The organism is Stenotrophomonas sp. RG-453 (assembly GCF_033843685.1).
Taxonomy (GTDB): Bacteria; Pseudomonadota; Gammaproteobacteria; order Xanthomonadales; family Xanthomonadaceae; genus Stenotrophomonas; species Stenotrophomonas bentonitica_A.
This window is the reverse complement of record NZ_JAMYED010000002.1, coordinates 178,840-192,081: the sequence shown is the minus strand read 5'-3', so window position 1 is coordinate 192,081 and position 13,242 is coordinate 178,840. Positions and strand designations below refer to the sequence as shown.

General features: G+C 67.7%; 16 protein-coding genes. 7 read left to right on the top strand and 9 right to left on the bottom strand.

Annotated features, from left to right (window positions below):
- Positions 1 to 16: 16 nt before the first annotated feature.
- The 5 genes from NJD74_RS03435 (at position 17) to NJD74_RS03415 (ending at position 4,397) form a co-directional block, all read left to right on the top strand.
- Entirely contained in the window at positions 17 to 1,213 is a 1,197-nt protein-coding gene (locus NJD74_RS03435) for a sensor histidine kinase (RefSeq protein ID WP_019184540.1), read from the top strand.
- Positions 1,213 to 1,854 (top strand): response regulator transcription factor, encoded by a 642-nt coding sequence (locus NJD74_RS03430; RefSeq protein WP_019184539.1) that lies wholly within the window; start codon positions 1,213 to 1,215, stop codon positions 1,852 to 1,854. Before NJD74_RS03435 ends, NJD74_RS03430 begins: the two co-directional genes overlap by 1 nt.
- A gap of 313 nt (positions 1,855 to 2,167) precedes the next feature.
- Positions 2,168 to 3,247, top strand: coding sequence for an SRPBCC family protein (locus NJD74_RS03425; RefSeq protein WP_019184538.1), 1,080 nt, complete (start codon positions 2,168 to 2,170; stop codon positions 3,245 to 3,247).
- A 102-nt stretch (positions 3,248 to 3,349) separates the two neighbouring features.
- A complete protein-coding gene (locus NJD74_RS03420) occupies positions 3,350 to 3,721 on the top strand; it encodes a DUF423 domain-containing protein (protein ID WP_019184537.1) in 372 nt (123 codons plus the stop codon).
- Between the two features lies 1 nt (position 3,722).
- On the top strand, positions 3,723 to 4,397 hold the full coding sequence (locus NJD74_RS03415) for a DNA-3-methyladenine glycosylase (RefSeq protein WP_319623665.1): 675 nt from the start codon (positions 3,723 to 3,725) through the stop codon (positions 4,395 to 4,397).
- Between the two features lie 31 nt (positions 4,398 to 4,428).
- On the opposite strand, the gene NJD74_RS03410 is transcribed toward NJD74_RS03415, so the two are convergent.
- The 5 genes from NJD74_RS03410 to NJD74_RS03390 form a co-directional block, all read right to left on the bottom strand.
- The gene (locus tag NJD74_RS03410) at positions 4,429 to 5,238 is read right to left on the bottom strand and encodes a D-alanyl-D-alanine carboxypeptidase family protein (RefSeq protein WP_319623664.1); all 810 of its coding nucleotides are present in this window, start codon (positions 5,236 to 5,238) and stop codon (positions 4,429 to 4,431) included.
- A 9-nt stretch (positions 5,239 to 5,247) separates the two neighbouring features.
- Positions 5,248 to 5,790, bottom strand: coding sequence for a PH domain-containing protein (locus tag NJD74_RS03405; RefSeq protein ID WP_019184533.1), 543 nt, complete (start codon positions 5,788 to 5,790; stop codon positions 5,248 to 5,250).
- Between the two features lies 1 nt (position 5,791).
- A complete protein-coding gene (locus NJD74_RS03400) occupies positions 5,792 to 5,980 on the bottom strand; it encodes a DUF4177 domain-containing protein (RefSeq protein ID WP_319623663.1) in 189 nt (62 codons plus the stop codon).
- The gene (locus NJD74_RS03395; protein ID WP_046272204.1) at positions 5,977 to 6,156 is read right to left on the bottom strand and encodes a hypothetical protein; all 180 of its coding nucleotides are present in this window, start codon (positions 6,154 to 6,156) and stop codon (positions 5,977 to 5,979) included. The genes NJD74_RS03400 and NJD74_RS03395 overlap by 4 nt, the downstream gene beginning before the upstream one ends.
- 87 nt (positions 6,157 to 6,243) lie before the next feature.
- Positions 6,244 to 7,113 carry an SPFH domain-containing protein gene (locus NJD74_RS03390; RefSeq protein WP_070473430.1) on the bottom strand — a complete coding sequence of 290 codons (870 nt, stop codon included), beginning with the start codon at positions 7,111 to 7,113 and terminating at the stop codon, positions 6,244 to 6,246.
- 131 nt (positions 7,114 to 7,244) lie between these two features.
- Here NJD74_RS03390 and purT point away from each other — a divergent pair, with 131 nt between their 5' ends.
- The gene (purT, locus tag NJD74_RS03385; RefSeq protein WP_046272202.1) at positions 7,245 to 8,432 is read left to right on the top strand and encodes a formate-dependent phosphoribosylglycinamide formyltransferase; all 1,188 of its coding nucleotides are present in this window, start codon (positions 7,245 to 7,247) and stop codon (positions 8,430 to 8,432) included.
- A gap of 148 nt (positions 8,433 to 8,580) precedes the next feature.
- Here purT and NJD74_RS03380 read toward each other — a convergent pair whose 3' ends face one another.
- Positions 8,581 to 9,786: an endonuclease/exonuclease/phosphatase family protein gene (locus NJD74_RS03380; RefSeq protein WP_319623662.1), complete on the bottom strand. Its 1,206-nt coding sequence runs from the start codon at positions 9,784 to 9,786 to the stop codon at positions 8,581 to 8,583.
- Positions 9,787 to 9,823: 37 nt separating this feature from the next.
- Positions 9,824 to 10,579 (bottom strand): arginyltransferase, encoded by a 756-nt coding sequence (locus NJD74_RS03375; protein WP_019184527.1) that lies wholly within the window; start codon positions 10,577 to 10,579, stop codon positions 9,824 to 9,826.
- Positions 10,580 to 10,733: 154 nt separating this feature from the next.
- On the opposite strand from NJD74_RS03375, the gene NJD74_RS03370 reads away from it, so the two are divergent.
- Positions 10,734 to 11,339, top strand: a complete 606-nt coding sequence (locus NJD74_RS03370; protein WP_070473424.1) for an EF-hand domain-containing protein — start codon at positions 10,734 to 10,736, stop codon at positions 11,337 to 11,339.
- Positions 11,340 to 11,396: 57 nt separating this feature from the next.
- Here NJD74_RS03370 and NJD74_RS03365 read toward each other — a convergent pair whose 3' ends face one another.
- Both NJD74_RS03365 and NJD74_RS03360 read right to left on the bottom strand, forming a co-directional pair.
- Positions 11,397 to 12,605 carry an RNA polymerase sigma factor gene (locus NJD74_RS03365; protein WP_070473422.1) on the bottom strand — a complete coding sequence of 403 codons (1,209 nt, stop codon included), beginning with the start codon at positions 12,603 to 12,605 and terminating at the stop codon, positions 11,397 to 11,399.
- 127 nt (positions 12,606 to 12,732) lie between these two features.
- Positions 12,733 to 13,242, bottom strand: a complete 510-nt coding sequence (locus NJD74_RS03360; protein WP_070473420.1) for a DUF2007 domain-containing protein — start codon at positions 13,240 to 13,242, stop codon at positions 12,733 to 12,735.

The window sequence follows — 13,242 nt, the reverse complement described above, 5'->3', positions numbered from 1 at the left end:
AGCCTACTATGCGTCCATGTTGGGATACCTCAGCCACACCCGAGTACTGCGACTGGCCGGCCTGTTCACCTGGGTCATGGTCGGACTTCCTCTGGTTTACTCGCAGTACGAAGCGCTGCTGCGCCGCGGCGGTGGCGTCGATGCGTGGGCGCTGTGGCTGTTCGCCGCGTATCTGGCCTTCGGTGCCGGCTACTTCTGGCTGACCCGCGGGCTGCGCAACGGCGGCCACTCGCGCTGGTACGACCGGGTCATGCTGGTGCTGCTCACCGCCTCGGCGCTGGGCGTGAGCTACCTGAGCGGTTCGGGCCTGGGCAGCATCCTGATGATGGTCGCTGCCGGGGTCATTCCCTGGATGCTGCCGGTGCGCGGCGGGGTGATCTGGCTGCTGTTGAGCCAGCTGGCGGTCCTGCCGGTCTACTACCTGATCCTGAATTTCTCGCTGTTCGAGGCGGTGATGCAGTCGCTGCTGTATGGCGGCTTCTCCATGTTCATCTTCGTGACCAGCCTGGTGGCCCGGCAGCAGACCGATGCCCGCGAGGAACAGCGCCGGCTCAATACCGAGCTGCGCGCCACCCGCGTGCTGCTGGCCGAAAGCGCCCGGGTCAATGAACGCACCCGCATCTCCCGCGAGCTGCACGACCTGCTGGGCCACCACCTCACCGCCCTCAGCCTCAACCTGGAGGTGGCCGGCCACATCACCGAGGGCCAGGCCCAGGAGCATGTGCACCAGGCCCACACCCTGGCCAAGCTGCTGCTGACCGACGTGCGCGAGGCGGTGAGCCAGCTGCGCGACAGCGGCGCGATCGACCTGGCCGCGGCCCTGCGCCCGCTGACCGAGCAGGTCCCCTCGCTGGACATCCACCTGGATATCGACGAGCCGCTGAGCGTGGAAGACCCCGAGCGGGCCCACGTACTGCTGCGCTGCACCCAGGAAATCATCACCAATGCGGTGCGCCACGCCGGCGCGCGCAACCTGTGGATCAAGGTCCGGCGCGAGCCACCGGGCATCGTGGTGCTGGAAGCGCATGATGACGGGGTGGGGGCCGACGGCATCGTGGTCGGCAACGGGTTGCGCGGGATGCGCGAGCGCCTGCAACAATGCGGTGGTGAGCTGCAGATCGAAACCCGCCGGGGCCAGGGCTTCCGCCTTCGTGCCTCGGTACCCGGCGTGCCAGTATTGATGCTGAGCGCTGTCATTGAAGGAGTGCGTTGATGATTCGCGTCTGCCTGGTCGACGACCAAACCCTGGTGCGGCAGGGGATCCGCTCGCTGCTGGCGCTCGATGACGGCATCGAGGTGGTCGCCGAGGCCGCCGATGGCCGCCAGGCAGTCGAGGTGGTCCCGCAGGTCCGCCCGGACGTGGTCCTGATGGACATGCGCATGCCGGTGATGTCCGGCCTGGAGGCGCTGCAGATGCTGTCGCGGCTGAACCAGCTGCCGCCGACCATCATCCTGACCACCTTCGATGACGACCAGCTGGTGCTGGCCGGGCTCAAGGCCGGCGCCAAGGGCTATCTGCTCAAGGATGTGACCCTGGACCAGCTGGTGGGGGCGATCCGGACCGTGGCCGATGGCGGCTCGCTGGTCCAGCCGGCGGTCACCCAGCGGCTGCTGTCCGGGCTGGAGCACATGCGCAACGAGTTCGTGAGCCTGGACCGGCCCGACCCGCTGACCGACCGCGAGACCGAGATCCTGCGGCTGATGGCCAGCGGCTTCTCCAACAAGGAGATCGCCAATTCATTGGGTGTGGCCGAGGGCACCATCAAGAACCACGTGTCCAACATCCTCTCCAAGCTGGGCGTGCGCGATCGCACCCGGGCCGTGCTCAAGGCTTTCGAACTGCAGCTGGTCTGAGCCGGGCGGACCGGCGGAGGCCATCGTGCAGCCGCCGGTCCCGACGTATTTTCCGAATTTCGTGAAACCCTTGCGGCGCAAGCGATGCGGGGGTGTTTTCGGGCCTGACGGCCGAATCCGGCGAAGAAATATTGTCCATCCGCTACGTGCTGACACGCGCGATGCGTTATCTTTCCGCTCCTTGTCTATGCAAAACCGCTGCCGACATGGAAACCGGTGTGCCAACCCTGATCAACAACACCGGCGAAGCCTGCTAGGATTGGCGCTTCGCTTCAATCAACCCGGCCGTGGGATCGGCCCCGGAGACTCCTGAATGACCCGTATTATCGAGTTCCTGATCGCCTTGGGGATCGTGGCTGGCCTGTTCGTCATCATTGGCGTATGTCTGCCGGGCGAGCGCCATATTTCCGAAAGCATCGAGACCAACCGCAAGATGACGATCGTGTTCGACACGGTCAACAGCCTGCGCCGCTTCAAGGACTGGAACCCGCTCTTGCTGCGCGATCCCGCCGTTGAACTGAAGCACTCCGGCCCCGCTGCCGGCGTCGGCGCACGCCTGGACTACACCTCCAAGGAAGGTTCCTTGGGCCAGGGTAGCTGGGTGATCACCGAGTCCGAGCAGAACAAGCACGTTGCCATCGCCATCGAGGACGAGAGCAAGGGCCACGACAAGGTGACCAACTTCACCCTCGAGCCGACCGGCAAGGGTGGCCGCAACGTCAAGATCACGCAGGACTACAACGTCAAGTACGGTTTCAACCTGTTCGGTCGTTACGCTGGCCTGTACGTCAGCCGTCACGCCGGCGACGACCTGAAGCTGGGTCTGTCGCGCATGGCCAACATGCTGGCCACCGTGCCGAACGTGGACTACCGCACCGCCGAAGCCCCGCTGACCGATCTGGCCATCGTGGACGTCCCGGCCGAGGACCTGCTGGTCGTCACCGCCGGCAACGTGGACCGCGGCCAGGAAACCATCACCAAGTCCATCAAGGACAACCAGGAGTGGATCAAGCGCGTCATGGAGGCCAACAACCTCGAAGCCGCCGGTCCGTTCCGCATCATCACCACCGATTTCGGCGCCGAGAAGTACGCCTTCGACGTGGCCCAGCCGGTCAAGAAGAAGGGTGCTGAAGGCGCGACTGCCGAAGCCCTGACGGTGAAGATCGACGGTGGTGCCCCGGTCAAGTACGTGCATGTCGCTCCGCACCGTTCGGCCCACGCGGCCTACACCGGCCACATGGCTGGCCTGGACATCGCCCGCAACGCCCTGCGTGCGTGGTCGGTGACCGGCGGCAACGAAGTGATCGATCGTCCGTACGAGTCCTGGAAGGACGGCGTGGACAAGTCGTTCACTCCGGAAGGCACGTACGACATCTACTGGGCCGTCAAGTAAACCGACGGTTGCCGTGATGTAACGCACGACCTGAAACGCGCCGCTTCCTGCGGCGCGTTTTTTTTGGCTCCGGCCACGGGGCACTGTCTGAAGGACGCAAGCATGCTCAACCTGGAACGACGCACGCGCAAACCCTCCCTGCTGGCCGGCCTGGGCGGCCTGCTGGCGGCCACCGCGGTCGGGCTGTCGGCCTATGCCTCGCATGGCATCGCCGATCCGCTGGCGCAGTCGCACGTGACCACGGCGGCGCTGTACGCGTTCGGGCACGGCGTGGCGCTGGCGGTGCTGGGCCCCACGCAGCAGAACACGCTGGGCCGCCTGGCGCTGTATGTCCTGCTGATCGGCACGCTGCTGTTCTCCGGCAGCCTGGTGGCAGGCGCGCTGTGGAAGCTCAGCACGCAGCTCGCCCCGGTCGGTGGCACCGCGCTGATGGTGGGCTGGCTGGCCTACGGCCTGAATGCGCTGAGGCGCTGACATGCCCCGGTACCGCCGCGGCTTCGATGTTGATGAAGCGCATGACTGGTTGAGTCGGCGCGACCGGCGGCTGGGCACCTGGATGAAGCGGCTCGGCCCCATCCAGGCGCAGCCCGGCTGGGCGAAGACCTTCGACCCGGTCGATGCGCTCGCGCGCGCGATCCTGTTCCAGCAGCTCAGCGGCAAGGCGGCCTCGACCATCGTCGGGCGCGTGGAGACCGCCATCGGCAGTCCCCGTCTGCATGCCGATACGCTGTCGCGCATCGAGGATGCGGGGCTGCGGGTGTGCGGGGTATCGGGGAACAAGGCACTGGCGCTGCGCGACCTTGCGCGGCGCGAGGCGGCCGGCGAGATTCCCGACCTGCGCCGGATGTCGGTGATGGACCACGACGCCATCATCGATGCGCTGGTGCCGATTCGCGGCATCGGCCGCTGGACGGTGGAGATGATGCTGATGTTCCGGCTCGGCCGCCCGGACATCCTGCCGGTGGACGACCTGGGGGTCCGCAAGGGCGCCCAGCGCGTGGACAAGGCCGAGCGGATGCCCAGCCCGAAAGAGCTGCTCGCCCGCGGCGAGAAATGGGGGCCGTTCCGGACCTACGCCAGCCTGTACCTGTGGCGGATCGCCGATTTCACGGTGGATCCGAAGGCGACGACCGATCGGTCGCAGGGGTGAGGCTACGCGGCCGGCGGCTTCGGCGCCCCGGTCAGGGTGTGGCGTTGCGCCAGCACCAGTGCCACGGTTCGTAGACGATCCCGTGCGGGTTGTCGCGCGGGTAGCTCAGCTGGAACCCGAAGCGCCCGGCATGCTCGCCCAGCCACGCGAACGCGGCAGTCGACTCGAACGATTCTTCCGCCGGCGGTTCGCCCGGTGTGCCGATATCCAACGCGTAGCCGCTGTGGTGTTCGCTGTACCCGGGCGCGGCGTTGACCGTGAGGATGTCCTCCACGCTCAGCCCACGGCCGCGCTTGCGCGCGAAAATGCCGAGCTGGTAATCGTGGCTGCGGTAACCGGAGATCGCGTCCAGTGCGATGCCATCGGCGGACGCCTGCTGGCGCAGGCGTTGCCAGCCCCGGGCGGCCTCACGGCGCAGCCAGAGGGGGCGACGGTAGCGGTCGAACCCGGCCAGGTGCAGCTGCGCCGGTTCGGCCTCCAGCGCCAGACCGGTCGCGGCCTCGTAGGCATCGGCATCAATCCCGAGGGTTTCGAGGCGATGCTGCAGTCCACTCAGGGGAAGCACCGCATCCGGCGCGCCGCCACGGCGGTGCTCCAGCAGCTGGCGGTCCAGCGCATCCAGTGCCTCCTCGATGCCCGGCTCGCGCATCAGGCGCGGCACCAGGGGAAGCACGCCGTGGGCGGTAGCGACGGCGAGGTAGCGCCCATCGCGCTTGCGCCGCAGTACCCACTGCGCGCGCGCCAGGGCGCGCGCGTCGGCAGAGCCGCGTGCACGCAGCAGGCCGCCGGGCCACAGTTCGATCTCGGCGGTGTTGATCAGCAGGGCGGGAGATCGGCGCATGCTGCCAGCTTAGTGCGCGCGCGGCGGTCCGGCCAGCGCCTGCAGCGCATCGAGCAGTGCACGTGGGCGCTCCGGGCTGACCAGCACGGCGCTGCCATCGCGCAGCGGCAGGTGCAGCACACGGCTGCTGTCGGTGATCAGGCAGAACGCCTTGCTGCGGTCGGCCATCCGGTAATGACCGGACTGGAACCCGGGCATGCCGTAGCCGTTGGTCTTGATCGTGGGCTTGTAGCGGCCATGCTCGGCGAAATCGACGATGCGCGCCTCATCCAGGCGCATGGCGCTCACCGGCACGCGCTTGCGGTAGAAGGTCGACTGCACCTCCAGCGTGTCCTGGTGCAGCACGATGCTGCGGCGGGTGTACGCCCAGGTCAGCGCCGCGGCCAGCACCGCCAGGAACGGCAGGGTGATGAACAGTTCGGTGTGCGAGCGTTCCGGTGCATCCAGCGCGGTGCCCACCATCACGCCAGCGACCAGCAGCAGCGGAACCCACAACCACAGCAACCGCCAGGCCGGCGATGGGGCGACGTCGAAGCGGTGAAGTGCACTCACCTCATGCCTCCTTCTTGAAGATCAGCACCGACGTCGTGAACGGAGGTGCCGACACCAGGCTGATCGCGTTGACCAGCTCCCAGCCCAGTTGGCCCTGCTTGGTCAGTTCCTGCTGGATCTGCTCGGCGTTGACGATTCCCATCAGGTTCGGCTTCACTTCAATGGTCAGGTAGTTACAGCGCTTGCTCATGACTTGCTCTCCTTGTCGGTGGTGGGTCTGGGAAGGCGTCCGGCCTTGCGCAGTGCATCGCGCAGCACGTATTCGATCTGCGCGTTGAGGCTGCGCAGCTCGTCGTCGGCCCAGCGCTGCGCCGCCGCCAGGACGTCGGCATTGATACGCAACGGGTACGCTTTCTTTTCGGTCATGCGGGGTCCTTTATCCACACCCCGTGCCGTCCCCTCGGCGCCGGGCTGCGTTGGTAAGTGCCGACCCTGGGTCGGCACGTGGGTGCATCAATACAGCGAACCGGCGTTGACCACCGGCTGGGTGCCACGGTCCGAACACAGCACGGTCAGCAGGTTGCTCACCATGTGCGCCTTGCGCTCTTCATCGAGCTGCACCACGCCGTTCTTCTGCAGTTCGGCCAGGGCCATCTCAACCATGCCGACCGCACCGGCCACGATCCGCGTGCGCGCAGCAATGACCGCGTTGGCCTGCTGGCGCTGCAGCATCGCCTGTGCGATTTCCGGTGCGTAGGCGAGGTGGCTGATGCGCGCATCGATCACCTGCACGCCGGCATCGGCCAGGCGCTCGGCCAGTTCGTCCTTGAGGTGCTGGGAGATCTCGGCGGCATGGCTGCGCAGCGACAACTGGCCCTCCTCGTGCTGGTCATACGGGTAGCTGGTGGCCATCGCACGCAGCGCCGATTCGGACTGGATGTGCACGAAGCTTTCGTAGTCGTCCACGTTGTAGACGGCCTCGGAGGCGTCCACCACCTGCCACACGATCACCGCGGCAATCTCGATCGGGCTGCCGTCCAGCTCGTTGACCTTCAGCTTGCCGCTTTCGAAGTTGCGCACGCGCTGGCTCACCTTGACCTTGGTGAAGAACGGGTTGTTCCAGCGCAGGCCGTTCTCCTTCACGGTGCCGACGTACTTGCCGAACAGGCTGACCACCACCGCCTGGTTGGGCTGCACGGTATACAGCCCGACCAGGCTGACCAGGGCGGTGGTGGCCAGCAGCAGGCTGCCGATGATCAGTGCCGGGTTGCGGTTTCCCTTATCCACCCCGACCACGAACATCCACACGGCTACCGCGGTCAGGGCCAGCACCAGCAGCAGGAAGGGCAGGCCGGACAGCGAGCGGATCGACTTCTCTTTCATGGCAGGGCGTCCTTGGGTAGTTGATAGGACGATATCAAATTGATATCAGTCCGCAAGTGCCGGGCCAGCCGGCCATGGGGCGGCCGCAGCGGCTAGAATGCCCTCCCGTCTCTGTTGCCCGGAACACCGCCATGTCCACGCTCGGTACGCCGCTGTCTCCTTCCGCCACCCGTGTGCTGCTGCTGGGGTCCGGTGAACTTGGCAAGGAGGTCGCCATCGAACTGCAGCGGCTGGGGGTGGAAGTGATCGCCGCCGACCGTTATGCCGATGCCCCGGCGATGCAGGTGGCGCATCGCTCGCACGTGATCGACATGCTCGACGCGATGGCGCTGCGCGCGCTGATCGCGCAGGAGAAGCCGCACCTGGTGGTGCCGGAGATCGAGGCGATCCACACCGAGACACTGGTGCAACTGGAACAGGAGCAGGGCCTGCGGGTCGTGCCGACCGCGCGTGCCGCGCGCCTGACCATGGACCGCGAGGGCATCCGCCGTCTGGCCGCCGAGACGCTGGGCCTGCCGACCTCGCCGTACCGCTTCGTGGATACCGACGCCGAGTACCGTGCCGCCGTGGCGGCGATCGGGCTGCCGTGCGTGGTCAAGCCGGTGATGTCCTCCTCGGGCAAGGGCCAGAGCACGCTGCGCAGCGAGGCGGACATCGCCCCGGCCTGGGAGTACGCGCAGACCGGCGGCCGTGCCGGGGCCGGGCGCTGCATCGTGGAAGGGTTCATCGACTTCGAGTACGAGATCACGCTGCTGACCGTGCGCCATGCCGGTGGCACGTCGTTCTGTGCCCCGATCGGCCATTGGCAGAAGGACGGGGATTACCGCGAGAGCTGGCAGCCGCAGCCGATGTCGCCGCGTGCCCTGGCACGGGCCGAGGAGATCTCGCAGGCGATCACCGATGAGCTGGGCGGCTGGGGTCTGTTCGGGGTCGAGTTGTTCGTGAAGGGCGACGAGGTGTGGTTCAGCGAGGTGTCGCCGCGTCCGCATGACACCGGTCTGGTGACGTTGGCTTCGCAGGAGCTCAGTGAGTTCGCGCTGCATGCGCGCGCGATCCTGGGGCTGCCGATTCCGGTGATCCGCCAGAGCGGTCCGTCAGCCTCGTGCGCGCTGTTGGCACACGGCGAGGGTGTCCCGTTCTTCAGCAACGTGGCCGCGGCGCTGGTGCATCCGGATTCGGCACTGCGGTTGTTCGGCAAGCCGAGCGTGCATGGGCATCGCCGGGTCGGGGTGACGCTGGCGCGGGGGGCGGACATCGATGAGGCGCGGAAGATCGCGCGTGAGGCCGCCGAGGCGATCGGGATCGAGTTGCGGTCGTGAGGCAGAGCGCCTTGGGTGCTGCCGGTGTGAGGCGATCGGGCTGCCCGATCACCTCCTCGTGGAAGGTCGGTTGCGCGGTTCGACCAGCGGAGCAAACGAAAAACGGCGAGCCTTGGCTCGCCGTTTTTTGTTAAGAGCGACGCGGGCCTTACTTCAGGTCGACCCACACCAGGTGGTGGTCGCTGCCGTCGGCGATTTTTGCTTCCGGGCTGTCATTGGCGGGCCAGAACACGCCGCTGCCGAGGTAGCTGAAGCCAACCGAGGGCAGGACGTAATCCAGGCGCATGGTGCCGGATTTGGGGCCGAAGTCGCCGGTGGCGTGGAAGGGGGCGCCCTTGCGGACGATGCCTTTTTCGGCGTAGGCCAGGCTGGTCTGCTCTGCGCCGACGCTGCGTGGGGTGGGGTAGCGCAGGACACGCGGGTTTTCGATCAGTTCGACGATGGCTTCGTGGCGGCCGTCGCCGTCGATCGGGTCGTTGTTGAGGTCGCCGAGGATGACGAAGCGCGCATCCTGCGGAAGGCCGCCACAGTGGCCACGGTCATCGCACAGCCAGGACGTGTCGCGGTCCTTGAGGTAGTCGTGCCACAGGCGCAGTTCGTCGTGGTTGCGGGCGGCGTTGCGCTTTTCCGGGCCGTCGAAGACCGGCGGGGTGGGGTGCGAGACCAGGGCGTGCACGGTGCCGTTCGGGGTGTTCACCGGCACGTCCCAATGCGACTTGGAGGACAGGCGCAGCTGCGACCAGACGTGGTCGTTGTAGAAGGATTTACCGGTGCGCGGATCGATCGGGCGCAGCGCGCCGGGCATGGTGCTCCACTTCAGCAGCTGGAAGCTGCGGACCTTGGCCGCGTCGATCGGGTAGCGCGACAGCACCAGCATGCCGTACTGGCCCGGGTGCAGGCCGTAGCCCCAGGCATCGTTGCCACGGGCGCGGCCTTCGCCGCCGATCTCGCCGTTGTTGTCCAGGTCCAGGCCGCTCTGCACGCCGGTGTTGACCGGGGCGAGGTAGCGGTAAGCGTAGTGCAGCGGCTCGCCGCCGCCGGGCTGGGCGGTTTCCAGGTAGCGCTGCTGGAACAGGTCGGCGGCGCGGTGGGCGTCGTCGTAGTCGAACTCGTTGAGCAGCACCAGATCCGGACGGACCTGCTGCAGGACGGCGGCGATCTTGCGCGCGTGTTCGCTGTCGCCTTCGAGCTCGGCGATCAGGCCGCCGGTCTCGTCGCTGTACAGGGAGGTGTTGTAGGTGGCGATTCGCAGCGGTGCGGAAGCAGTCTCCGGCATGGCGGCGATCTTGGCAGGGGTCTGTGCGCAGGCGCCGCAGAGCAGGGCCAGGGCAAGGATCAGGGGATGGGCTTTCATCCGCCTATTTTGCACCTGGCGCGGTGTCAGTGTTGCGTCAGCGGCCGTCCCGTTCGTCATCGAAGGCGTGCCAGCGGCGCCCATCGTAGGCCTCCAGCGGGCGGAACCGTCGCTTGTAGTCCATTTTGCGGTGGTCGCGGATCCAGTAACCCAGGTACAGGTGCGGCAGCTGCTCGCGCTGGGCCCAGGCGATCTGCTGCAGGATCGCGAAGGTGCCCAGGCCGCGATGGGCCTGGTCCGGGTCGAAGAAGGTATAGACCGCCGAGAGCCCCTGCGGGGTCACATCGGTCACGGCGACCGCGAGCAGGGGGCCGCGGTGGCCGTCCGCGGCCGGGCCGCGGATCTCGATGAACCGGCCCTGCGACCAGCGCCCGATCAGGAACTGGTCGAACTCGTGCGGGCCGTGCTCGTCCATGCCGCCCTGCGCGTGGCGGTGGGTGAGGTAGCGGTGGTACAGCGCGAACTGCTCGTCGGTCTGCTCGGCCGCGACGATGCGCACTTCCAGGTCCGCATTGCGGGCCAGGCAGCGGCGCTGGCTGCGGTCCGGCGCGAAGCGGGCCACGGGGATGCGCACGGCCACGCAGGCGTGGCAATCGGCGCAGTGCGGGCGGTAGACCAGATCGCCGGAGCGGCGGAAGCCCCAGCCCAGCGCCATCGGGTACAGCGTGCCCAGGCGAGGATCGTTGGGGTCGAGCACCAGATCGCGTGCGGCCCGTTCCGGCCAGTAGCCACAGGGGTGGTCGCCGGTCTGGAACAGTCGCAGCTCGTCGTCGCGGTCGCCGTGTATTGCCATGCCTACAGCATAGCCCCGCGCCGTCGCAGCCGCCGCGACTGTCTGCCAAATGAACACGGCCGGCCGGGCTGTCAACGGTGCTGGTGCCCGCGCGTTGTTACCGGTGTGGGTGCCACGCACCGCACGCAGTTTCCCTCACGAACCGGAGTTACCCATGCGCAACCGCAAATCCCTCCTGCTGCTGGCCCTGCTGCTGTCCACCGGTGCTGCCGGCCTGGCGGTCGCTGCCGATACGCCCGCCGCCGGCGACAAGCCCGCCCGTGCCAAGCTGGACACCAATGGCGATGGCTTCATCGACCGCGCCGAAGCGGCGAAGGCCCCGCGTCTGGCCGCGCAGTTCGATACCCTGGATACCAACAAGGACGGCAAGCTCTCCCGCGAGGAACTGCCGCGCTGGCACGGCAAGCGCCACGGGCGTGGCCCGGGTGGCCGCGGCGACTGGATGGCCAAGCTGGACACCAACAAGGATGGCCGCATCAGCCGTGAGGAGGCCAAGGCCGATCCGCGCCTGGCCGCGCGCTTTGATGAGAGGGACGTCAACAAGGATGGCTACCTGGACAAGGCCGACCGCGAGCTGCGCATGAAGCAGCATCGTGATGCCTGGTTCGCCGCGGCCGACACCAACAAGGACGGCCAGCTGAGCAAGGCCGAGTTCGATGCGGCCAAGGGCCCGTTCGGTGGCCCGCGTGGCGATCATCGCGATGGCAAGCACCGCGACGGCAAGCTGCCGATGGCGCCGAAGGCACCGGCGGCGAAGTAAGCCGTCCGCTGAAGCTGCAGGACGAAAGCGCCGGTCATCGACCGGCGCTTTTCTGTGTCAGATCCGGCCGTTCCTGTACATCGCCCAGACGATGGTGCCGACCACGAACAGGTTCATCACCCACAGCGCCTTGCGGCCGTACAGCGACTCGTATTTCCAGTTCGGGCCGGTGCGTCCATGGCGCGCCGCATCGCGCGCGATCATCGGGGCCATGATCCGCTGCAGCGGAACGAGACACTGATAGTTGATCAGGCCAAGCCCGATCGCCAACGCCACCACGGGCCAATACCAGGCCAGCGGCAGGAAGCTCAGGGCGAAGACGGCGACGCACGTCAGCATGGCAGTGAACGTGCTGTAGTGCACGAACCCACGGATGGCGGCTCGCTCACTCTCGTTCTCGGCGTAGGAGAGCAGGTAACGGCCCCCCAGGTAGCTGCCCAGTACGCCCCCGACCACGCTGCCGGCGATCGCACCCCAGGCGAAATCCGGCGGCAGCACGTGGCTCTGGCTGGCCGCCGCACTCAGTGAACCCAGGGCGGCACCGCCGGAAACACTGGCACCGCCCAGCCCGAGCTTGCTGGTGCCCAGCCCGGTGCCGAGCAGGATCGCGGCACTGGCCGTACCGGGCGCGGCGACCAGCACCATCGAGACCACTGTCGTGGCGAACGCCGCGCTCGGCGCGCTGCTGCGCGCGAACTCGCTGAAGCGGCGCATCATCTCGTCGCGCACGGTGGCGCGAGCGCGCGAGAGGCGCTTGCGCACGGCGGCATCGCTGAGGCCGAGCAGATCGGCGACCTGCTGCGAGCTCTGGCCTTCGCGGTAATACAGCAGCAGGGTCTCGCGGCTGTCTTCGGGCAGCGCCGAGATGATCTCTTCGGCCGCCAGTTCCTCTTCCACCCGCTGCAGGTGCTCCGGGGCGCTCGGGCTGGGGTCGGCAGCCATGTTGATGGCGATTTCGGCGGCTTCGCCGGAGAGCGGACGGCCGCGGTTGGCGCGCAGCCAGTCGCGGGCCAGGTTGCGGGTGATCTGGCGCAGCCATGGCAGGAAGCTGGCATGGCTGTGCAACTGGTTGAGCTGCTGCCAGGCCTTGATGAAGGCCTCCTGCGCGATGTCCTCACTGGCGTGCACGTCGCGGGTGATCGCCAGCGCGATCGCGGTGACCGTGTTCTGGCAGGCCAGCACGATGCGGCCGTAGGACTGCTGGCAGCCACCGGCGGCGGCGGGCAGCTCGCGTTCGAGCGTGGTGGTCAGCGGATGCGGCGTCATGGTGTCCTCCCCCGGGGATGGTCCCATCATGACGCGTGCCGGGCCGGGATGTGACCGGAGAGTGCCGGCCGCTGGCCGGCTCTGCAGGCTTCAAACCCCACGAGGAGCCGGCCAGCGGCCGGCACTGTTATTCGGTGGGCTGGATCCGGACCCGCACTTCCTCTTCTTCCGGTGGGGTGGCCGCCGGTGCGGTCGGCGTCGAGGCCGGCTGGGTCACCGGTGCCGGGGCGGGCGCCACCACCGGCGCGCCGCGGTGGCGCATGACCACCACCATCGCCACGGCAGCGATCACCAGCAGCAGGCCGATGCGGATGCGCCAGGCCCAGTTGCGCGGGGCATCGGCCTGGGCGACTTCGTCGCGGAACGCGAACTGCGCGGTCGGGTGGTCGCGGCGGGTGGTTTCCAGCAGGCGCGCATCGCGCAGGATCTCGCGCGCGCGCGGCTGGTCGTCGGCATGCACCACCCACAGGGTCGGATGGGTCGTGGCCTTTTCCTTGTCCAGATAGCTGAACTGGCTGCCGCGCTTGCTGTGGTACGAGCGTCCGTTGGTGATGCGCACTTCGATGCCGGCGTCGCGCAGCAGCTGGGCCACGCCTTCGACGGTTTCCACGCGCTGGCTGTTGAAGATCTGTCTCAT